Here is a 19,655-nt window from a genome sequence, read left to right as displayed (position 1 = left end):
GCGTGAGCAGCCAATCTCGCGTGGCTGCCTCAGCGCGAGGCTTTCGTCCGCGTGGCCGCGTTCTTCGCAGGACGACCTCCGAACCGGCCGTTGGCCCTCGACGCGCGCGCTTTCGCCGCGGTGCGCTTTCCGCCCACCAGGGCGGCAACGCCAACGATGTCGACCGTCTTCTTTCCGCGGTTGGTGACGCGTGCCACCCGCACCCGCGCGTCTGGTCGACTGGCCGGATGGGCGTGCAGGTACGCCGTCAGCAGGGAGCGAATGGCGCGCTCTGCTTTCGCATCGGTATCGGCCGCCGCATACACAGGCAGTCCTGGCACGTAGGCGCTGACCGCTCCGCTCTCTTCGGTTTCCAGGACAATCGGATAGAGCATCGTCATTCGACACCTGCCTCACGCAGGATGCGATTCCCGAGCCGCCCTGCATCTTTCTCGGTGTGCACAGTGACCCACACTTCCTTGCCGCTCGTGGGGTGCTTCATCAGCAGATGGCTGCCTTTCCCTGACCGGACCTCCACGAAACCCGCGGCCTTCAGCTTTCGGATTACCTCGGCCCAGGTCACCTGACGATCGTGAACCTACCGCTAGGTTTCGTCAACGCCATGGCCGACGTGGCCGTGATCTTGATTTCGGACGTCTATCCGCTCAACGAAATCGCCATCTTTGCCTTCGAGCGCAGTCCTCGATCGAAGCTTGTGTGACCGAGTCGAACGCTAGGCGCGGATGGACGGCAGGAACGCTAGAATCGAGAAAGCCTGATGTCCATCGTTCCAGGAACGCGGCTCGGCCCCTATGAAATCCTCGCGCCCATCGGTGCCGGCGGCATGGGAGAGGTGTGGAAGGCACGCGACAGCCGGCTGAATCGCAGTGTCGCGATCAAGTGCCTGAAACCGGAAAGCGCCGACCGGTTCCAGAACGAAGCGCGCGCGATTGCCGCGCTCGGCCACCCCCACATCTGCCAGATCTTCGACGTCGGTCCAGACTACCTGGTACTCGAGTTCGTCGACGGCGCGCCGCTCCAGGGGCCGCTCTCGGCGGAGGCGGCCCGGCCCCTGGCCCTGCAGATTGCCGGCGCGCTCGAGGCCGCGCACAAACGCGGCATCCTGCACCGCGATTTGAAGCCGGCCAACGTGCTGGTCACCAACAGCGGCGCGAAGCTGCTCGATTTCGGCCTGGCGAAGATGACCGGGGAGTCCGATCTCGACGCGACGCAGACCGCGACAGGCATGGTGGTCGGCACGGCGGCGTACATGTCACCCGAGCAGGCCCGCGGCCGACCGGTCGACGCGCGCTCGGACTTCTTCAGCTTCGGAGCACTGCTCTATGAGGTGCTGAGTGGGCGCCGTGCGTTCGCCGGCGCCACCCTGCTGGACACCCTGAACGCCGTCGTCAGCAGTGATCCGCCGCCGATCGACTCGACGCTGTATCCCGTCGTCTGCAAGTGTCTGGCGAAGGACCCCGGCGAGCGCTATCAGAGTGCCGCGGAGTTGAAGGCGGCGCTCCTGACGCCCCCGGCGATGCGCGAGCGTCCGCCCGCGTCCATCGCGGTGCTGCCGTTCGTCAACATGAGCGACGATCCCGAGCAGGAGTACTTCAGCGACGGTCTCGCGGAAGACGTCATGAACAGTCTCGTGAAGGTGCCGGGATTGAAAGTGACGGCCCGCACGTCCGCGTTCGCGTTCAAGGGGCAGAATGCGGACGTTCGCAGGATCGCCGACGTTCTGGGCGTCACCAACATCCTGGAAGGGAGCGTGCGACGGTCGGGCAATCGGCTGCGCGTCACCGCCCAGTTGATTCACGCCGCCGACGGCATGCATCTGTGGTCGGAACGCTATGACCGCCACATGGAGGATCTCTTTGCCATCCAGGACGAGATCGCGGCGGCCATCGTTGGGGAGCTGAAGCTGCGGTTCGCGCCTGGCGACCGGCCGCGTCCCCAACTCAACCTGAAAGCGCACGAAGCCTATCTGCGCCACCGCCAGTTCCTCTGGGGATTCACGCCGGAGTCTCTGCGAAGGAGCCGGGAATGTCTGGAGCAAGCCATCGCGCTGGATCCCCGGTACGCGCTGGCGTACGTGGGGCTGGCGGATCATCATCTGTCCCAGTTCTGGTCCGGCGAGCCATCGGATGACGGTTTTGCACGCGCACACGATTTCGCGGTGCGTGCGCTGGAACTCGACCCTGAGTCGGCCCACGCACACGCGGTCATGGGAATCGTCGCGGGCTTGCATGAACGCAATTGGGAGGAGGCCAGGCGCAGGTTTCGCAGTGCGATGTCCACCGACGCTGTCCACTGGCACGTCCGGTCTTTGTACGCCTGCTTCCATCTGCAGCCTTTGGGTCTGCTCGGAGAAGCACGGCGGCAGATGCAGCGCGTCTTGCAGGACGATCCGCTTTGCCAGATTAGCTACCACGCGCTTGGCGTGGCCTTGGACGGCTTGGGCCTCGAGGCGGAGGCGGAGGCCGCGTGGAAACGCTCGGTCGAACTGGATCCGCAGTTCGCGATCGGCTGGATGCATCTGGCCATGCATCAATCGGCTTACGGCAAACACGCCGAAGCCTGCGAAAGCGCTGAGAAAGCCTACGCGTTGTTCCCCATCTCGCCATACGTGACCGGGACTCTGGCCGGCACGCTCGACGCGACGGGCGAAAAGGCGCGAGCCCGCGAGCTGCTCGCCTCTCAACCGCCGGCGGCCTCTCGAACAGCCGTCACCCAAGTTTGTTATCACCTGACGAGCGGGAGATTCGACGAGGCCGTCAGTTGGATCGCCAGGGCTGCCGAGACGAACTTCGCGCCAACCGCGAGCTTTCTCGTCCGTCCGTACGAAAGGTTTCTCTCGAAGTCGCACGCGTGGCCGGCGCTGCTCACCGAGCTCGGCCTGCAGCCGGCGGTGAGGGACTGAGCTCATCGCCACTTCGCGACACCTCGGAGGGTGAAAGACTGCCTTCAGCGGCTGCGCAGGTCCAGCGTTGATGACACCAAGAACACGCTCTGGCGAATCGCTACGCCCTGGACCGTACCGCCGGACGCCTTCCGAAACCGCGCTGAGCTAGTCACCGAACCACGCGAAGAACCAGCCGGGATCGTACCGGGCAAACGCAATGGTGGCGGCGTACGTGGCGACAGCAACGCTGGTCGCGAACAAGGGTCGGGCGCCGGCCGCCCTCATCGCTCGCCAGGACGAGCCAGCAACGACCAGGAGCGTGATGATCGAGGCCGGCACCCACGCGAACCCCAGCACGAGGAAGTAGTAGTGGATGGAGAAGCCAAGATCCTCGGGATCGGGATCGTAGGGGAATGGCCAGCGGCCGAGTGTCAGCCTCGCGCGCAGCACGAACAACCAGAACGCCACGAACCAAAGGGTTGGCGAGAACGCGAGCGCCAAGACCGCGACACGCCCCGCTCGAGGAAAGAGCCCCGCGGCCATACGGCTCATCATTGTCCAACCCACGTGACAGAGTCACCGCCAAAGTCAACCCTGATGGACAAGAACTCAGGCCGCCCGAGCAAGTCCGGTGTGGAACGCGAGGCCGGTCTTCAGCTGCGCGATCGTCTTCTCGTGGTTGGCGCGGCTGGCCATGAAGTACCAGAGTTGGGCGACGGTCGACGCCGTTCGGCTGCTCGAGACGCCCGCGGTGGCTTCACCGCGTGGAGACATCGTGGAGACGGCTGGGGGCCTCTCGGCAACCAATTGATTCCAGAAGGTTGGTGAGCCCGGAAGGAATCGTGCACGTTGGCGAGCCCGAAGGGCGGAGCCGCGTGCCTGAGGCCTTCCGGAGCGAAACCAGCGAACGAAGTGAATGGTGAGCCCGGAAGGAATCGAACCTTCAACCAACAGATTAAGAGTGCGCCTATGAATCAGGCTTAAGTATCGCGAAGTCTATCAGTTGCTGTTCGGACGGCAGGGCGGGGCAGTGGAGTGCCTGAACCGCGGTTTTGCTGATCATTCCCTGCCTGTCGGAACATCAGTCCCGCCAAAGTCCCGCCGGCTGGTCCGAGCCGGTTACACTTCCGCCACCATGCTGCCTACGGATTGTGGACGACCAGACCGGCCGACATCGTCAGGTCGGCTAGACACAGGAGCCCTCCCATGATGAATCGCGTCGCCATCGTTCTGATCGGCCTGTCGCTCGCACCCCACCTTTACGCTCAGACGCTTCCCCAGGCTGAGATCGATAAAGCGATCGCGCTTGGGCGCGCCGGACAAGTGCGAAAGGCGGGTTACCTGTGCACCGCGAAACGCACCTCCGGCCTCGGCGCGTTGGGTCTCGCTGGCTATGCTGTGCAAGGCGCCATGAACGCTGGCAGGGCCAGCTACGATATCCTGTTTCTCGGGGCGCGTGGCCGGATAGCCCTGGCAGCGTGGGATGCCGCACGCTCCGGCAAACCGTTCACCGCCACCGACGTCGATTCAGCATGGCTAACGCCGGACCTATCGGTGGTTGTAACACCTCGCCTGCCGGATGAGGACTCCGACCTCGCGCCAAATCTCCCGTCCGATGTGTCGAAGGTGATGTTTCGCTCGATCATCGGCAAGAAGGTGCTGCTCGAGCAGCGCGGCGAACCGAGCCTCGAAGCAAGGCAGTGGAAGAATGCCGCCGGAGCCGAGGTCAATTACAGCCGGGCAACGGTGACATTCGACGGGGCCCGTGCCGGCGATCTCTACGACGACAGCGGCATCAATCTCGTCGTCGTCACGGCAGATGGCGAGCGGCAGTGTGATGCCATCTCCATTCGGTCTGTACGCAACGCGGCGCGCCTGAAGTAGCACGGGGCCCCTTACGCCATGAAACTACTTCCCGCACTGCTCGCCGTCTCGCTCGCGTTGAGCGGTTGCAGCAAGAGTTCTCCGACTGGCCCCAGCCCGACGCCAACACCTTCGACGACGCGCGTCCTTGGCGTCGCCGGCAGTCTCACCTTCAGCGCCACAACCGTGGGCACGAAGGTGCAGCGAGAGTATCGCGTCACGAACTCAGGGAACGCGACGCTCACGATCTCCAACGTCATCGCGCCGAGTGGGTTCTACTCGACGCTGAGAACAGCGACGCTGGTTCCCGGCGAGACACAGACCGTGCACCTGGTCTTCGCGCCAGAGGCTGCCACGACCTACTCGGGCTCGCTCCGCATCATTGGTAATCAGACCAGCGGAGAAACATCGGTTCCGGTATTGGGCACCGGGATCGTGGGGTCGAATGTTCGCGCAGAGACGTTCACTGGAGAGATCAGTGGTGGCGATACTCGTTGCACCTCAGGACTGAGCTTCTCGTTCGACGTCGGCCCATGCAAGGTCTTCGAGTTCACCACCACTCAACCAGGTCGCGTCGACGCGCTGCTGATTTACAACGGGGACGACGCGTTGCTCAGCCTGGAAATCTACAACCCATCCACAGGCGATCAGGTCTCGCGCGGCGACCTTGTGTTCGATCCGTACCCTGGCAACGGCGAGTACCGCGAGATGAGCACGAACCTGGCGACGCCTGGACGGTACCAGTTCCGCGTCACGGTAATCAGCAGCTCGCGCGTGACGACCTTCAGGCTCATCACGACAAGGCCCAACTGACTCGGTGAGCCGGCGCACCCGGCGACCTGCGCGTAATGAGTGTCTACTTCAAGAACGGCGGCTGGCACTTCGACTTCTGGTTCCAGGGCGAGCGGCAGACCAGCAAGAAGAAACTGCGCACGAAGGACGAGGCTAGCCAGGCATGAAGGCCGCGCTTGAACTCGGACGCTGGACATTCCCGGCACCGCTCGGCTACTTGAACGCGCCGAAGTGGTCGAACACGAGCCTCGTGCACGACCCTGAGCGGGGCGCACTCGTGCGGCAGGCCTTCGAGGATCTCGCGACGGGCCATTACACCAAGCAGGAAGTGATTGCCCGTGCGACCGAAGCCGGCCTGCGCAGCCGGAAGGGACTGAAGCTGTCACCACAGAGCTTCGGCCAGATGATGCGGAACCCGATCTACGCCGGCAAAGTCGAGAGCCCGGACTACGGCGTGTCGACCAAGGGCAACTTCGATCCGCTCGTGGACGAGGCCACGTTCTACCGCGCCCAGGCCGTCCTCGACGGTCGGATCGTCGTCGCCGGTCCGCGTCAACGGAACCATCCGGACTTCCCGCTGCGCGGTTTCGTGCGGTGCGAGGCGTGCGGTCGGCCGCTCACCGGCAGTTGGTCGAGAGGGCGCAACGGCCACTACGCGTACTACCACTGCCAGAAGCAGTGTCGCGCCGTGAACGTCAGCAAGGCCGTGCTCGAAGGCGCGTTCGCCGACGAACTGGCGCTCCTGCAGCCGACGGCCGGCTACATGCGGATGGTCAAGGACCGCATCCTCTACGTGTGGGAACAGCAACGAGCCGAGGCGCACGAACGGACGGGGGAGCAGGAGCGTCGGGTGAAGGCCATCCAGCAGAAGCTCGATCGCCTGGACGAGGCGTTCCTCTACGCGGAGTCGATCGACGTCACCAGCTACGGCCGCCAGCGCGACAAGCTGCGCGAGGAGCTGACGCTCGCCCAGATCGACCACCACGCCGAGGCCGTGGACGAACTTGACGTACAGGGCATCCTGGCGTTCGCAGAACGCATTCTGCCGCGCGCCTCCGACCTCTGGGTCCAGGCGTCGCTCGACTACAGGAGCGGCTGCAACTGCTGTTCTTCCCTGAAGGCATCGCGTACGACGGGATTCGATTCAATCGAACCCGCCGTAACCGCACCACTTTTCAGCTACTTGGAGCCTGGCGAGGCCGTGGATGAAGTGAGTTGGTGAGCCCGGAAGGAATCGTGCACGTTGGCGAGCCCGAAGGGTGGAGCCGCGTGCCTGAGGCCTTCCGGAGCGAAACCAGCGAACGAAGTGAGTTGGTGAGCCCGGAAGGAATCGAACCTTCAACCAACAGATTAAGAGTCTGCTGCTCTGCCAATTGAGCTACGGGCCCACGAAGGGATCTGGCTGACCGACCGCCGCGCGTCGCACGCATGACGCGACATCGCGCCGAACCACATGCACAGCGGCGGATGGCGCGCCCGGCAGGATTCGAACCTGCGACCTTTGGCTCCGGAGGCCAACGCTCTATCCAGCTGAGCTACGGGCGCACGGGTGGGGTCGTCGCCACCGCGATCTTCACGACGCATGGCGCCTCCGGCCGGCCGTCGACGGCCGCCGCGCCAGTCGCACCGGAGAGCGAAAACTGGCGCGCCCGGAGGGATTTGAACCCCCGACCTACGGGTTCGAAGCCCGGCGCTCTATCCAGCTGAGCTACGGGCGCACAGCCAACGAATCTATCACACGGGATTGAATCACGTCAGCGCCGAGTTCCGAGAAGCAGAGCGCCGTCCCTCAGCTCCGCACCACGTCGCCCACGGCCGGAAGCGCGGTCTCGCGGTCGCGCGGCCCTCGCCGCGCCTTCCGCACCGCCGCGCCCACCGCGACCGAGGCGTCGAACACGGTCTTCACGGGCAACAGGCCGGCCAGCCGATGCTCGCCCACGGCCACGAACCCCGCCGAGGCCAGACACCCGCACTCGCTGCACTCGGGATCGCCACCGAACTGGCACGGCGTGATCATCTTCTGCATGTCAGCCGACACGCAGGTCGTCGTCTTCGCGAAGATGCACTCGCCCGGTGCCGCCGGCGGGTTGAGCAGCCCGCGCAGCACCTTGGCCCCCATGTCGCTGAGCTTCGGCTCGGCGCCCGCCAGCGCGGCGATGTCGGCCACGACGCGCCGGCGATCCTCGGCGGTGAGCCGCTCAGCCGACTGCTCGCCGCGCTGCGGCGTGTAGAGGCTGAACCAGATCCGCCGCACGTCCGGCAGCGCAGCCCAGAACTTCGTGAACTCCGCGAGATACCCGGGCCGGCTCTGCTGCCGGGTGACCGTGCAGTGGACCGTCACCTGCTGTCCGCGAATGTGCTTGAGGATGCGATCGTAGGTCGCCGGCGCGCGCCGCGCGTCGTGCTCCGGCTGCAGCCCGTCGACCGACACGCAGATCTGCAGCCGAGGGATCGACGCCCAGGCCTCCGGGATCGGCCGCACCGCGCTCGTCACGATCTGCGTGTGGATGCCGAGCGCGGCGATCTGCGGCAGCAGCACGTCGAGCTCGCGGAACCGCACGAGCGGCTCGCCGCCGACGATGGAGAGATGGAGCGGACGATGCTCGCGCACGAGCCGCAGCGTGCGATCGACGAGCTCCTGTCCCTTGAAGTCCGACAACTGCCGCAGGAGGACGTCGCCGCCGAGGTGCTGGTCGCCGTAGGCATAGCAGCCGGGACACCGCAGCGGACACTCTCGCGTGATCTCGATCGACAGGTTCGGCCGGTACCCGCGCACGATCAGGCCCCAGGCCGTGATCACGTGTCGCGCATTCATGCTTCGCTCCTCCCCGGCTCCGCCGGCGATCCGAGCGGGTTCACCGCGAAGCACAGCGACCGCACGATCCGGCCACCGATGACGTGTTCCTGGATGATCTGCTCGGCGTGCTGGGGGGTAACGTCACGATACCACGCGCCTTCGGGGTACACGACGGCGATTGGCCCCTGCGTGCAGATGCGCAGGCAGTGCACCTTCGTGCGGTACGCCGGGCCGCGGGAGCCCGCGATGTCGAGCTCCTTCATGCGGCGCTTGACGTACTCCCACGTCGCCTCGCCCGCCGCCGGATCGCAGCAGTCGGGTCCGGCGCAGACGAAGAGATGACGGGTCAGGCGGCCGACGCCGAAACTGGCGGCCGCGGCTTCTGGAGTCGTGCGTTCTTTGGGCATGGAGACATGAGGGACAATGTCTGTCGATTCTACCCTTCGACGCGCCGTGGCCCGTTACAAGCTCACGCTCGAGTACGCCGGCACTCGCTACAGCGGCTGGCAAATCCAGCGCAACGCCCGCACCGTCCAGGGCGAACTGCACGCGGCGCTCGCCGACGTCGTCCGCGGCCGGCGCGTGGAAACGTACGGCGCGGGCCGTACCGACGCTGGAGTCCACGCATCGGGCCAGGTCGCGCACGTCGATCTGCCCGTCGATCTGCCGGCCACGACGCTCGCATCGCGCGTCAACGAGCGGCTGCCGCACGACGTCCACGTGCTCGCCGCCGAACGCGTGCCGGCGCGATTCCACGCGCGCCACAGCGCGGTGGCGCGCAGCTACGTGTACCAGATCGCGCGCCGCCGCTCGGCGTTCGCCAAACCCTATGTCTGGTGGGTGAAGGACGATCTCGATGTCGCGGCGATGCGCACCGCCGCGTCGAGCTTCCTCGGCCTCGTGGACTTCCGGCACTTCACCGACGACGATCCGGAAGAGAAGTCGACGCGGGTGCTGCTCGAGCAGATCACGATCGGCACCGACGGCGCGCTCCTGCTGATCCGCGTGGTCGGCTCGCACTTTCTCTGGCGCATGGTGCGCCGGCTCACGGGGCTGCTGGCCGAGGTCGGCCGCGGAGGGCTCGCCGCCGACGACGTCCCGCGGCTCCTCACCACCGAATCCGACATCGTCGCGCGGTTGACCGCGCCCGCGTCGGGCCTCTTCCTCGAGCGCGTGTTCTACGAGCCGCCGCCAGCCGACTGGCCGCTCGTCTCCCCCGTGCTTCGGGTCTCCAGCGGGCCGGCGTGACGCGCCGCCAGCCCGCGGCCGTTGCCATCCCGCATCCCGCGCACCGCGATTACGAAACCCGCCGGCGGATGCCAGGAATGCTGGGGCCCAGCACCAGCACACGAACGCTGCCGCCGAAAACAGGCGTCACCAGCTCGGGCACGCCCCTTGCCACTTGCGTTGCCGTGCCCCCAGCTCCGGCTCGCTCCCCACGTCTCCGTTGTCGCATGTCGCAGATCGGCGGTTACTCGGGCCGGCCGGGCCGGCCGTGGACGCCGGTCTGGATTTGCGAGTACCCGTACCCGACGATGCGCCTGCACGGCCCGTCGGCTGAATGCGGCGACTGCCCGGTCTGGAAGGAGATCGAGCAGGAACGGCTGGAACGCCTGACGCGCGACAAGGCGTCCTGACTACTTGCCGCGCGCCGCGCGCGCGATCCCGAACTCGCCCAGCCACCACCGCGGCCGTTCCAGCGGCCGTCGTCTCAGGCCGAACGCCGCCACCGCGTGCTGCTCGATGTGCGCGATCGCATCGTCGAGGTCGTCGGTGATCTTCAGCAGGTTCAGATCGTCGGAGCTGATCGCCCCCTCCTCGCTCATCTCGCGCAGCAGGGCGAGAAACGGCTGCCAGTACGCGGCGCCGATCAGCACCACGGGGTACTCGCGGATCTTGCCGGTCTGGATGAGCGTCAGCGCCTCGCACAGCTCGTCGAGCGTGCCGAGGCCGCCGGGCAGCGCGATGAACGCGTACGAGTACTTGAAGAGCAGGACCTTCCTGACGAAGAAGTAGTGACAACTGATCCAGCGATCGAGGTACGCGTTCGGCACCTGCTCCATCGGCAGCTCGATGTTGCAGCCGATCGATCGGCCGCCGACGTCGCGCGCGCCGCGGTTGGCGGCTTCCATCAGGCCGGGGCCGCCGCCCGTCAGCACGGTGAAGCCCAGCAGGCTCACGCGGCGTCCCATCTCGCGGCCGATGGCGTAGTAGGGATGCGCCTCGCCGAACCGGGCCGATCCGAAGATCACGACGCACGGCCCGACGAAGTGCAGCACGCGGAAGCCGCGGATGAAGTCGCGGACGGACCGGAGCACGAGCAGTGCCTCGGTGAAGCGCGGGTTCGGACCGGCCAGCAGGACCCGATCCGCGTTGCTCGGCGGCACGGCCGCGGCCGTCGGCGTGCTTCCGGGCCCGCCCAGCTCCTTGCCGGCCTTGCCGGCGGGATTCGGCAGGGCCTCGGGCGCCGGCCGGTCGGTGTGATCGACCGGCTCCTCAGCCGGCACGACCGCCGGCCGCTGGGGATCGAGCGGGCTCATGGATACAGGAACTGGCGCCGCCAGCCGTCGCCCTCGCGCTCGAACAGCTCGCGATGATGGAGCCGCGCCGGGCGCGCGGACCAGAATTCCATCCGCTCGGGCACGACGACGAATCCCGACCAGTTCGGCGGACGCGGCACGGGCAGGCCGTCGAACCGTGCCGCCACCTCCGCCACGCGCGCGTCGAGCTCGTGCCGGGCGGCGAGCGGCTGGCTCTGCAGCGACGCCCACGCGCCGAGCTGGCTGTCGCGCGGCCGCGTTGCGAAGTACCGATCCGATTCCTCGGCCGGCACCGGCATCGCGGCGCCCTCGATGCGCACCTGCCGCTCGGTCAGCGGCCAGTGCACACAGAGCGCGACGGCCGGCGCCTGGTGCATGTCGGCGGCTTTCCGGCTGTCGAGGTTGGTGAAGAAGACGAAGCCGCGCACGTCGACGTACTGGATCAGCACCACGCGGCTCGACGGCCGCCCGTCGCGGCCGACCGTCGAGAGCGTCGCCGCCTTCGCATCCAGCGTGGACGAGGCGGCGGCTTCGGCGAACCAATGCTGGTACTGGGCGATCGGATCCGTCACGGACATCGAAGGTGCGCGCGCGCGCAGGACCCGCCTATTCTAGCGCGCCGGCCGAGCCCTATAATCCGGCCGCGCCGGCATTACCAACTTCTATGCGCGCTTCGCCGAGACCGCGGCGCGGTTCCCGTCGCGCGTCGCCGTGGAGTGGGCGGGCGCCGCGCGCACCGACACGACGACGTACGGCGCGCTCGTCGGCGCATCGGCGCGCATCGCCGGCTGGCTGCAGCACGCCGGTATCGCGCCGGGCGATCGCGTCGCCATCTTCGCCGACAACGACGCCCGCTGGATCGAGATCTACCTGGGCGTGCTGCGGCGGGCGGCGGTCGTCGTGCCGCTCGACACGGCCTACAGCGCGGAGCAGGTCCGCACGATCCTCGCCGACTGCGGCGCACGGGTCCTCTTCACGTCGGCGCGCCGGCTCGACACCGCGCGCGCGGCGGTCGCGTCCATGGGCGCCGGCGCGCCGCGGCTCGTCGCGTCGGGCGTCCAGGCCAGCGACGCGCCGGAATCCGCAGGCCTCGTGGATCTCGTACGCGACGACGAGATCGCCGCCGCGCCGCCGGCGGGCGATCCCGTCGAGGTCAGCGCCGACGAAGCCGCCGCCATCCTCTACACGTCCGGGACGACGGCCGATCCGAAGGGCGTCGTGCTCACGCACGGAAACCTCGACGGCGAGCGCGCCGGCGTGCTCGCCGTCGTGCCGGCCGACGAGCGCGACGTCGTGCTCGGCGTGCTGCCGCTGTTCCACGCGCTGGCGCAGATGGCGAACCTGCTCCTGCCGCTCACGATCGGCGCGCGCGTCGTGTTCCTCGAACAGGTCGGCTCCGCCACGCTCCTCGAGGCGCTCCAGGCGCGCGGGATCACGATCCTCGCGTGCGTGCCGCAGTTCTACTACCTCATCTACCAGCGCGTCCTCTCGACGTTCGACGCACACGGCGTCGTCGCGCGGCGGCTGCTGCGGCTGCTGATCCGGCTGAACACGACGGCTCGCGATCGGCTTGGATGGAATCTCGGGCCCGTCCTGTTCGCGCGCGTGCACGAGGCGCTGGGCCCGTCGATGCGCCTGCTGATCACCGGAGGGTCACGGTTCGATCCGGCGGTCGCGCGCGGCCTCTACGGGCTGGGCGTGACCGTCTACAACGGGTACGGCCTCACGGAAACGTCGGGCGCCGCCACCATCGTGCGCGTGGGCGACCGCTTCACGACGTCGGTCGGACCGCCGCTGCCTGGCGTCGAGGTGCGCATCGGCGCGCACGGGGACGCCGGCGACGGCGAGGTGATGATTCGAGGACCGATCGTGATGCGCGAGTACTGGCAGCGGCCCGACGCCACCGCCGAGGTGCTGCAGGACGGCTGGCTCCTCACCGGCGATCTCGGCACCATCGACGAGGCCGGCCGCGTCTCCATCACGGGACGCAAGAAGGACGTCATCGTCCTGAGCTCCGGCAAGAACATCTATCCCGAGGAGATCGAGGCGCACTATCGGCAGTCGAAGTTCGTCAGGGAGCTGTGCGTGCTCGGACGATCGCGTCCCGGCGAGCCGGCCTCCGAGCGGCTTCACGCGGTGGTGGTCCCGGACGAGCCGGCGATGCACGAGCGGGGCGTCGTGAACGTCCGCGAGCTGATCCGGTTCGAGCTCGAGGGACTCTCGGCGGCGCTGCCGGCGCACAAGCGCATCCTGAGCTACGACGTGGTGCTGCAACCGCTGCCGCGCACCAGCACCGGCAAGCTCCGCCGGAACGAGATCGAGCGGCAACTGCGTGAGCACGCCGCCGCGGCTTCGACGGAGCGGGCCGCGACGGGCGAGGAACACGCCTGGCTGACCGACGAGACGCGCCGGACGCTCGCCGGCGCGGTGGCGTCGACGCTCGGCCGGCACGACGTGCTGCCGGAAGCGAACCTCGAGCTCGACCTCGGGCTCGATTCGATGGAACGTGTCGAGCTGCTGACGAGCCTGGAGACGCGCGTGGGCCGCCGGGTCTCGCCGGAGATCCGGGCGCAGATCTTCACGGTCCGGCAGCTCGTCGAGGCGGTGCTCGCCGGCGGCGAGTCCGCCCCGCCAGCGGCTGCCTCCGATGCCACGGGCGCCGCGCGTCCGTGGGACGCCGTGCTGCGCGAGGCGCCGGACCCGGCCGTCGTCGCGGAGCTGCGGCGGCCGAAAGCGATCCGCGCGCTCGCGATCGCCGGGCTGCTGCGCGTGGCGCTGGCGGTCGCGCGGCTCGTGGTGCGCCTCGACGTGCGCGGCCAGTCGAATCTGCCGCGGCGCGGCGCCTACATCCTCTGTCCCAACCACCAGTCGTACCTGGATGGCTTCTTCATCGCCGCGATCGTGCCGTTCCGATCGTTCCGGCAGATCTTCTTCGTCGGCGCCACCGAGTACTTCGAGACGCCGCTCGCCGCCTGGGGCGCGCGCGCCATCAACATCGTGCCGGTCGATCCGGATGCGCAGCTCGTGAACGCGATGCGCGCCGCCGCGGCCGGGCTCGCGCTCGGCAAGGTGCTGATGCTGTTTCCCGAAGGCGAACGCAGCATCGACGGCGCGCTGAAGCCGTTCAGGAAGGGCGCGGCGATTCTCGCGGCGCACCTCGACGTGCCGATCGTGCCGGTGGCGGTCGACGGCTTCTTCGATCTGTGGCCGCGCGGCCGCCGGTTCCAGTGGCGCGCGCTGCTCCGGCGCCCGCGGATCTCGGTGCGCTTCGGCGAGCCGATGGCCGTTCGGCCCGGTGAGCACGCCGCCGGCACCGAAGAGCTCCAGCAGCGTGTGGCGGCCCTGCGGCCGGACGTGCGCCGGCCGCCTGCGCCTTCTGGGAGAGAATGACCGGCGGACGCTCGAACCGGAGGACTCGCATGCCGACTGGCAGCATGTTCGACTTCGTCAACCAGTACTTCGATCGCGCCGCCGCCACGACCGCGTACCCGCCGGGCCTGCTCGACAACATCAAGGCCTGCAAGAGCGTCTACCGCATCAGCTTCCCGTTCCGCCGCGCCGACGGCGGGCTCGAGACGATCAACGCCTGGCGCGTCGAGCACAGCCATCACAAGACGCCGACGAAGGGCGGCATCCGGTACGCCCCGTTCGTCGACGAGGAAGAAGTGAAGGCGCTCGCGGCGTTGATGACCTACAAGTGCGCGATCGTCGATCTCCCGTACGGCGGCGCCAAGGGCGCCGTGCAGATCGATCCCAAACGCTTCACGGCCGAGGAACTGGAGCGCATCACGCGGCGCTACACGCACGAGCTGATCAAGAAGAACTTCATCGGGCCGGGGACGGACGTGCCCGCGCCCGACTACGGCACGGGCGAGCGCGAGATGGCCTGGATCGTCGACACCTATCAGGCGCTCAACCCCGGCGCGCTCGACGGCCTCGCGTGCGTGACGGGCAAGCCGATCGCGGAAGGCGGCGTGCGCGGACGCCGCGAGGCGACCGGCCGCGGGCTCTTCTTCGCGCTCCGCGAAGCGTGCTCGGTCGCCGAAGACATGCGCGCGCTCGGCCTCACGCCCGGCATCGAGGGCAAGCGCGTCATCGTCCAGGGGCTCGGCAACGTCGGCCTGCACGCGGCGCGGTTCTGCCGCGAGGCCGGCGCCGTCATCGTCGCCATCGCCGAGTACGAGGGCGCGATCGTCAACGCCGCCGGGCTCGATCCCGATGCCGTGGCCGCGCACCGCCGCGAGACGACGTCCGTGCTCGGCTACCCCGGCGCCACGAACGTCACGCCGTCGGCCGCCGCGCTCGAGCTCGACTGCGACGTGCTGCTGCCGGCCGCGCTCGAGAACGTGCTCACGAAAGACAACGCGCCCCGCATCAAGGCGCGCATCGTCCTCGAAGGCGCCAACGGCCCGACGACGCCCGAAGCGGAAGCGATCTTCCGTGAGCGCGGCCTGCTCGTCGTGCCCGATGTGTACGCGAACGCCGGCGGGGTGACGGTGTCGTACTTCGAGTGGCTGAAGAACCTCTCGCACGTCCGGTTCGGACGGCTGCACAAGCGGCTCGAGGAAAACGACGAAGCCCGGTTCGTGCGCGCCGTCGAGCAGTTGACCGGCAAGACGCTGTCGGACGACGACCGGCGCCTCTTGATCCATGGCGCCGACGAAGCCGACATCGTCAACTCCGGCCTGGAGGAGACGATGATCGTGGCGTATCACGCCATCCGCGATGCGTGGAAGCAGGACCCGCGGCTCGGCGACCTGCGGGCCGCGGCGTTCAGGACCGCGATCGACAAGATCGCGCGGTCCTACATGGATCTGGGCGTCTTCCCGTAGGACGCCGGCGCTGACGCCGGCCGCGCTCGAGCCAGCGGTCAGCGCTCGTCGTCGCGATCCACGAGATGCCGGGCGGCCCGCTGGGCGCGGCGCCGGCGGCGTTCGAGCTCCGCGTAGATGTCACGCGGGACGAGGCGCATGCGCGCCGGCCGGACGCCCCGCTGCCGGGGAACGAGCGGCGTGCCGCGATCATCGATGAGGTCGAGCTGCCGGGCTGACGTGCCATCCACGCGGGTCATGAGGGCCTCCTGCTGGATTCACGATACCGACCCCGTGTGACAGCGGAGGTCATACGGGTACACTCTTGCCGCGCTATGCGTAACGCCGAGGTCATTCGGCAGTGGCAGGTGCTCCGCGAGATCGAAACGCGCCGCACCGGCGTCACCATCCACGAGCTGGCCGCGCTCGTTCGCGTGTCCACCCGCACCATCCGGCGCGACCTGCAGGCGCTGCAGGAAGCGGGGTTCTCGATCTACGACGAGGGCGAGGAGAACGAGACGAAGCGGTGGAAGCTCGGCGCGTCGCCGTTCCACGCGGTGCAGGAAGGCCTGTCGGTGGCCGACGTCGCCGCGCTGTACCTGAGCCGCGCCGTCGTCGAGAGCCTGCCGGGCTGGCCGCTCGCCGACGAACTGCGCCAGGCGTTCTCGAAAGTCGAACGCGCGTTGAATCCGAGGATGCGCGAGTTTCTCTCGACACTGCCACAGGTCCTGTCAGCAAAAGCCGGACCACGCGCCGGCCGGGCTTCGGACCAGACCATCGACGTCGCGCGGCGGCTGTTCGACGCCACGCGCGACCGCCGGATTGTCGAGATGCGGTATTTTTCCGCCACGAGCAACCGCGCCAAGTCGTATCGCGTCGAGCCCTACAGGCTGGCGCTGGCCCAGGGCGGCTTGTATCTGGTCGCATGGGTCCCGCAGTACGACGCGTTCCGTACGTTCGCCAGCGAGCGCATCGAGCGGCTGAGCGTCACCGAGGACACGTTCAAGCGGACGCGCGAGCTGCCGGCCGACCTCTTCGGCGCGTCGATGGGCGTGTTCTGGGCCGAACCGGTGTCCGTGGAGATCGAGTTCGAGCCCCGGTTGGCCGCGTTCGTTCGCGGGCGCGTCTGGCACGAGTCGCAGCAGCTCGAGGATCTGCCGGACGGCGCGCTGCGCATGAGGCTCGCGGTGTCGGACGACTGGGCGCTGCGGAGCTGGATTCTCGGATTCGGCGCCGGCGTGCGCGTGCGCCAGCCGCAGGCGCTGGCCTCGGCCATCGCGGGCGAACTGCGACGCGCGGCGGCGAATTATCCGGGGTGATCGATCGGCGCCGCCAACCTCGGGCGCGCCGTTGTCGTCCAACGCCATGATGGCCCGCCGCCGTTCGCCCATCCTTCGATCCGTCGTCTCGGCCGTGCTCGCCGGCGCAGCCGCCGTGCCCGTGACCGCGCGCGTGCCGTCCGAGGGCGCCCGCGCGAGGATCCCGGGGGTCATCGAGGCCATGCCGGTGGCCCTGCCGGCCGACACGATCCACATCGACGGCGTCCTGTCGGAACGCGGGTGGAACGCGGCCGTGCCGGTGAGCGACTTCGTCCAGCGCGAGCCGAGCGAAGGCGCCGCGCCGACCTACGTCACCGACGTGAAGGTGCTCTTCGACCGCACATCGCTCTACGTCGGCGTCCACGCGCAAGACCCCGATCCGCAGCGCCTCGTCGGCATCCTCACGCGGCGCGACGAGGCGTCCCCGTCCGACTGGGTGTCGGTGCTGGTCGACTCGTACCACGATCGGCGCACCGCCTACGAGTTCGGCGTCAACCCGACCGGCGTGAAGTTCGACGCCTACTGGTTCAACGATACGAACAGCGACCGCGGATGGGACGCCGTCTGGGACGTCGCGGTCAGCCGCGAGGCCGACGGCTGGCGCGCGGAGTTCCGGATCCCGTTCTCCCAGTTGCGCTTCAACGGCGATCCGGCGCGCGGCCTCGGGTTCGCGGTCGTGCGCCGCATGCCGAAGACGAACGAGACGGTCACCTGGCCGCTGCTCGCGAAGAGCGCGAGCGGGTACGTCTCGTCGTTCGGCGAGCTGCGCGGCGTCGCGATCTCCGACGAGCCGAAGCGGCTGGAACTGATGCCCTACGTCCTCGCGGAGACGACGACGGCCCCGGTGGCAGCCGACAACCCGCTCACCCGCTCGCCGGCCAGCACGGGCGCGCTCGGCGTGGACCTCAAGTACCGCATCACCAGCGGCCTCACGCTGACGGCGGCCGTGAACCCGGATTTCGGCCAGGTCGAAGCAGACCCGGCCGTGGTCAACCTGGGCGCGTTCGAGACCTACTTCGAGGAACGGCGCCCGTTCTTCGTCGAAGGCTCGGGCAATTTCTCGTTCAACAACGTGTTCTATTCGCGCCGGATCGGCCGGGCGCCCCAGCGGTCCGTGAGCGCGCCGGACGGCGGCTTCGCAGCGCAGCCGGCCAACTCGACGGTGCTCGGCGCCGCCAAGGTCACCGGCCGCGTCGGCAAGTTCGCCGTCGGGGCGATGCACGCGGTGACCGCGGCCGAGCGGGCCGAGATCGTGTCCGGCACGCCGTCCGTGCGCTCGACCTCCGCGGTCGAGCCGCTCAGCCAGTACACCGTCGCGCGCGTGAGCCGGGAGTTCGACGACAACTCGCGCGTGAGCGTGATGGCGACGAGCACGCTCCGCCAGCTCGACCAGGACCTGAGCTTCCTGCCCGACTCGGCCGTCGTCGGCGTGGTCGACGGCGACTGGCGGCTCGCCGACGGCCGGTACAGCCTCCAAGGCTACTGGTCCGGCAGCACCGTGCGCGGCTCGGCCGAGGCGATCGATCGGCTGCAGATCAGCAACGTCCACAGCTTTCAGCGCCCCGATGCCCGCACGCTGTCCTACGACCCGCTCCGCACGCAGCTCGACGGACAGAGCGCCGGCGTCTCGTTCAGCAAGATCAGCGGCCAGCGCACGCGGGGCAACGTCAACGCCGGGTTCCGGTCGCCCGGCTACGACGTCAACGATCTCGGCTTCCAGCGTCGCGCCGACGAGATCTGGAGCAATGCCTGGTTCCAGATCCGCAGCGACAAGCAGGGCAAGCACGTCCGCAACAAGAACATCAACTTCAACAACTGGTGGGCCTTCAACCACGACGGCGACCGCCGCGACCTCGGCGTCAACGTCAACTCGCACTGGGCGTACAACAGCGGCTGGGCCTGGGGCACCGGCGTCAACGTCTTCGCCGAGCGCTTCGAGGACCGGCTGACGCGCGGCGGGCCCGGCGGCTACATCCCGGGCGGCATGAGCCAGTGGGGCTATCTCGACACCGACAACCGCCGGCTCGCCACCGGCAACCTCTTCCTCTTCTGGGGCTACAACCGCCAGTCGTCGAAGCAGCGCGAGGTCACGTTCGGCGTGACGCTCCGGCCGAGCGCCGCGCTGTCGGTCAACCCGCGGGTCGAGTGGAGCCGGAACCAGGCCAACGCGCAGTGGGTCGAAGCGATCACCGACGATGGCGGCGCGACGCGCTACGTCTTCGGCCAGATCGACCAGACGAGCGTGGGCGTGAGCGTGCGCGCGAGCTACACGATCCGCCCGACGCTCACGTTGCAGGTCTACGCGCGGCCGTTCGTGTCGAGCGGCGCCTACTCGTCGTTCCGGGAGCTCGTCGACGGGCGGGCACCGACCGAAGCGGAGCGATACGCGCCCTTCGCCTACTCGGGCTCGCCGGACTTCAACTACCTCTCGTTCCGGACGACCAACGTGCTGCGCTGGGAATACCGCCCGGGCTCCACGCTGTTCGTCGTGTGGCAGCAGGGGCGCGAGACGGTCCTCGACGATGGGGCGTTCCGGTTCGGCCGGAACTTCGGCGAGACATTCGACGCGCCCTCCACGAACGTCTTCCTGATCAAGCTCAGCCGGTGGATCAATTTCTGACGCGGGCGAGGGTCGGGAACCTCTCCGCG

19 protein-coding genes and 3 tRNA genes are annotated in these 19,655 nt (G+C 68.4%); 10 read left to right on the top strand and 12 right to left on the bottom strand.

All coding sequences use genetic code 11. From position 1 onward, the window contains the following. Positions 1 to 29 precede the first annotated feature (29 nt). Together IT184_11550 and IT184_11545 are read right to left on the bottom strand one after the other, a co-directional pair. Positions 30 to 380, bottom strand: a complete 351-nt coding sequence (locus IT184_11550) for a type II toxin-antitoxin system HicB family antitoxin (GenBank protein MCC7009442.1) — start codon at positions 378 to 380, stop codon at positions 30 to 32. Then, on the bottom strand, positions 377 to 562 hold the full coding sequence (locus tag IT184_11545; GenBank protein MCC7009441.1) for a type II toxin-antitoxin system HicA family toxin: 186 nt from the start codon (positions 560 to 562) through the stop codon (positions 377 to 379). The genes IT184_11550 and IT184_11545 overlap by 4 nt, the downstream gene beginning before the upstream one ends. 195 nt (positions 563 to 757) lie before the next feature. Here IT184_11545 and IT184_11540 point away from each other — a divergent pair, with 195 nt between their 5' ends. Then, positions 758 to 2,902, top strand: a complete 2,145-nt coding sequence (locus tag IT184_11540) for a protein kinase (GenBank protein ID MCC7009440.1) — start codon at positions 758 to 760, stop codon at positions 2,900 to 2,902. A 147-nt stretch (positions 2,903 to 3,049) separates the two neighbouring features. Here IT184_11540 and IT184_11535 read toward each other — a convergent pair whose 3' ends face one another. Both IT184_11535 and IT184_11530 read right to left on the bottom strand, forming a co-directional pair. Continuing rightward, a complete protein-coding gene (locus tag IT184_11535) occupies positions 3,050 to 3,427 on the bottom strand; it encodes a hypothetical protein (protein MCC7009439.1) in 378 nt (125 codons plus the stop codon). A gap of 66 nt (positions 3,428 to 3,493) precedes the next feature. Next, positions 3,494 to 3,658, bottom strand: a complete 165-nt coding sequence (locus IT184_11530; protein ID MCC7009438.1) for a hypothetical protein — start codon at positions 3,656 to 3,658, stop codon at positions 3,494 to 3,496. Between the two features lie 432 nt (positions 3,659 to 4,090). Between IT184_11530 and IT184_11525 the strand changes: the two genes are divergently transcribed. The 3 genes from IT184_11525 to IT184_11515 all read left to right on the top strand — a co-directional run bounded on the left by IT184_11525 (position 4,091) and on the right by IT184_11515 (position 6,761). After that, positions 4,091 to 4,768: a hypothetical protein gene (locus IT184_11525; GenBank protein MCC7009437.1), complete on the top strand. Its 678-nt coding sequence runs from the start codon at positions 4,091 to 4,093 to the stop codon at positions 4,766 to 4,768. Between the two features lie 18 nt (positions 4,769 to 4,786). Next, positions 4,787 to 5,560, top strand: coding sequence for a DUF1573 domain-containing protein (locus IT184_11520; GenBank protein MCC7009436.1), 774 nt, complete (start codon positions 4,787 to 4,789; stop codon positions 5,558 to 5,560). A 142-nt stretch (positions 5,561 to 5,702) separates the two neighbouring features. Then, positions 5,703 to 6,761, top strand: a complete 1,059-nt coding sequence (locus IT184_11515; GenBank protein MCC7009435.1) for a recombinase zinc beta ribbon domain-containing protein — start codon at positions 5,703 to 5,705, stop codon at positions 6,759 to 6,761. A gap of 90 nt (positions 6,762 to 6,851) precedes the next feature. Here the strand turns inward: IT184_11515 and IT184_11510 are convergent. The 5 genes from IT184_11510 to IT184_11490 all read right to left on the bottom strand — a co-directional run bounded on the left by IT184_11510 (position 6,852) and on the right by IT184_11490 (position 8,743). Beyond that, positions 6,852 to 6,927, bottom strand: a tRNA-Lys gene (locus tag IT184_11510). A gap of 80 nt (positions 6,928 to 7,007) precedes the next feature. Continuing rightward, positions 7,008 to 7,084: transfer RNA gene (locus tag IT184_11505), tRNA-Arg, on the bottom strand. A gap of 96 nt (positions 7,085 to 7,180) precedes the next feature. Next, positions 7,181 to 7,257: transfer RNA gene (locus IT184_11500), tRNA-Arg, on the bottom strand. A 71-nt stretch (positions 7,258 to 7,328) separates the two neighbouring features. Further along, the gene (locus tag IT184_11495) at positions 7,329 to 8,354 is read right to left on the bottom strand and encodes a radical SAM protein (GenBank protein MCC7009434.1); all 1,026 of its coding nucleotides are present in this window, start codon (positions 8,352 to 8,354) and stop codon (positions 7,329 to 7,331) included. After that, a complete protein-coding gene (locus tag IT184_11490) occupies positions 8,351 to 8,743 on the bottom strand; it encodes a hypothetical protein (protein MCC7009433.1) in 393 nt (130 codons plus the stop codon). The genes IT184_11495 and IT184_11490 overlap by 4 nt, the downstream gene beginning before the upstream one ends. 16 nt (positions 8,744 to 8,759) lie before the next feature. Here IT184_11490 and truA point away from each other — a divergent pair, with 16 nt between their 5' ends. Then, positions 8,760 to 9,584 (top strand): tRNA pseudouridine(38-40) synthase TruA, encoded by an 825-nt coding sequence (gene truA / locus IT184_11485; protein ID MCC7009432.1) that lies wholly within the window; start codon positions 8,760 to 8,762, stop codon positions 9,582 to 9,584. A 206-nt stretch (positions 9,585 to 9,790) separates the two neighbouring features. Beyond that, positions 9,791 to 9,973: a hypothetical protein gene (locus IT184_11480; protein MCC7009431.1), complete on the top strand. Its 183-nt coding sequence runs from the start codon at positions 9,791 to 9,793 to the stop codon at positions 9,971 to 9,973. On the opposite strand, the gene IT184_11475 is transcribed toward IT184_11480, so the two are convergent. Further along, entirely contained in the window at positions 9,974 to 10,876 is a 903-nt protein-coding gene (locus tag IT184_11475) for a TIGR00730 family Rossman fold protein (protein MCC7009430.1), read from the bottom strand. Further along, complete coding sequence (gene pdxH / locus IT184_11470; GenBank protein MCC7009429.1) at positions 10,873 to 11,454, bottom strand: pyridoxamine 5'-phosphate oxidase; 582 nt, start codon at positions 11,452 to 11,454, stop codon at positions 10,873 to 10,875. The genes IT184_11475 and pdxH overlap by 4 nt, the downstream gene beginning before the upstream one ends. Positions 11,455 to 11,587: 133 nt before the next feature. Between pdxH and IT184_11465 the strand changes: the two genes are divergently transcribed. Beyond that, the gene (locus IT184_11465) at positions 11,588 to 14,266 is read left to right on the top strand and encodes an AMP-binding protein (protein MCC7009428.1); all 2,679 of its coding nucleotides are present in this window, start codon (positions 11,588 to 11,590) and stop codon (positions 14,264 to 14,266) included. Between the two features lie 29 nt (positions 14,267 to 14,295). Then, entirely contained in the window at positions 14,296 to 15,708 is a 1,413-nt protein-coding gene (locus IT184_11460; GenBank protein MCC7009427.1) for a Glu/Leu/Phe/Val dehydrogenase, read from the top strand. 38 nt (positions 15,709 to 15,746) lie between these two features. Here the strand turns inward: IT184_11460 and IT184_11455 are convergent, their stop codons facing one another. Next, complete coding sequence (locus IT184_11455; GenBank protein ID MCC7009426.1) at positions 15,747 to 15,947, bottom strand: hypothetical protein; 201 nt, start codon at positions 15,945 to 15,947, stop codon at positions 15,747 to 15,749. Positions 15,948 to 16,022: 75 nt separating this feature from the next. On the opposite strand from IT184_11455, the gene IT184_11450 reads away from it, so the two are divergent. Next, positions 16,023 to 17,006, top strand: a complete 984-nt coding sequence (locus tag IT184_11450; protein ID MCC7009425.1) for a WYL domain-containing protein — start codon at positions 16,023 to 16,025, stop codon at positions 17,004 to 17,006. A gap of 31 nt (positions 17,007 to 17,037) precedes the next feature. Further along, positions 17,038 to 19,626 (top strand): carbohydrate binding family 9 domain-containing protein, encoded by a 2,589-nt coding sequence (locus IT184_11445; GenBank protein MCC7009424.1) that lies wholly within the window; start codon positions 17,038 to 17,040, stop codon positions 19,624 to 19,626. Positions 19,627 to 19,655 lie beyond the last annotated feature (29 nt).

The sequence above is a fragment of the Acidobacteriota bacterium genome (assembly GCA_020853395.1).
Taxonomy (GTDB): domain Bacteria; phylum Acidobacteriota; class Vicinamibacteria; order Vicinamibacterales; family SCN-69-37; genus JADYYY01.
Note: the sequence above shows the minus strand (reverse complement) of the source record. Positions and strands in the feature narration are given on the sequence as shown.

What these genes read in the sequence shown, in the direction of transcription:
- IT184_11550 (MCC7009442.1), bottom strand. Translation starts at nt 380, where the DNA reads ATGACGATGCTCTATCCGATTGTCCTGGAAACCGAAGAGAGCGGAGCG.
- IT184_11495 (MCC7009434.1), bottom strand. Translation starts at nt 8,354, where the DNA reads ATGAATGCGCGACACGTGATCACGGCCTGGGGCCTGATCGTGCGCGGG.
- IT184_11540 (MCC7009440.1), top strand. Translation starts at nt 758, where the DNA reads ATGTCCATCGTTCCAGGAACGCGGCTCGGCCCCTATGAAATCCTCGCG.
- IT184_11520 (MCC7009436.1), top strand. Translation starts at nt 4,787, where the DNA reads ATGAAACTACTTCCCGCACTGCTCGCCGTCTCGCTCGCGTTGAGCGGT.
- pdxH (MCC7009429.1), bottom strand. Translation starts at nt 11,454, where the DNA reads ATGTCCGTGACGGATCCGATCGCCCAGTACCAGCATTGGTTCGCCGAA.
- IT184_11475 (MCC7009430.1), bottom strand. Translation starts at nt 10,876, where the DNA reads ATGAGCCCGCTCGATCCCCAGCGGCCGGCGGTCGTGCCGGCTGAGGAG.
- IT184_11490 (MCC7009433.1), bottom strand. Translation starts at nt 8,743, where the DNA reads ATGCCCAAAGAACGCACGACTCCAGAAGCCGCGGCCGCCAGTTTCGGC.
- IT184_11460 (MCC7009427.1), top strand. Translation starts at nt 14,296, where the DNA reads ATGCCGACTGGCAGCATGTTCGACTTCGTCAACCAGTACTTCGATCGC.
- IT184_11450 (MCC7009425.1), top strand. Translation starts at nt 16,023, where the DNA reads ATGCGTAACGCCGAGGTCATTCGGCAGTGGCAGGTGCTCCGCGAGATC.
- IT184_11525 (MCC7009437.1), top strand. Translation starts at nt 4,091, where the DNA reads ATGATGAATCGCGTCGCCATCGTTCTGATCGGCCTGTCGCTCGCACCC.
- IT184_11530 (MCC7009438.1), bottom strand. Translation starts at nt 3,658, where the DNA reads ATGTCTCCACGCGGTGAAGCCACCGCGGGCGTCTCGAGCAGCCGAACG.
- IT184_11535 (MCC7009439.1), bottom strand. Translation starts at nt 3,427, where the DNA reads ATGGCCGCGGGGCTCTTTCCTCGAGCGGGGCGTGTCGCGGTCTTGGCG.
- IT184_11480 (MCC7009431.1), top strand. Translation starts at nt 9,791, where the DNA reads ATGTCGCAGATCGGCGGTTACTCGGGCCGGCCGGGCCGGCCGTGGACG.
- IT184_11515 (MCC7009435.1), top strand. Translation starts at nt 5,703, where the DNA reads ATGAAGGCCGCGCTTGAACTCGGACGCTGGACATTCCCGGCACCGCTC.
- IT184_11455 (MCC7009426.1), bottom strand. Translation starts at nt 15,947, where the DNA reads ATGACCCGCGTGGATGGCACGTCAGCCCGGCAGCTCGACCTCATCGAT.
- truA (MCC7009432.1), top strand. Translation starts at nt 8,760, where the DNA reads ATGTCTGTCGATTCTACCCTTCGACGCGCCGTGGCCCGTTACAAGCTC.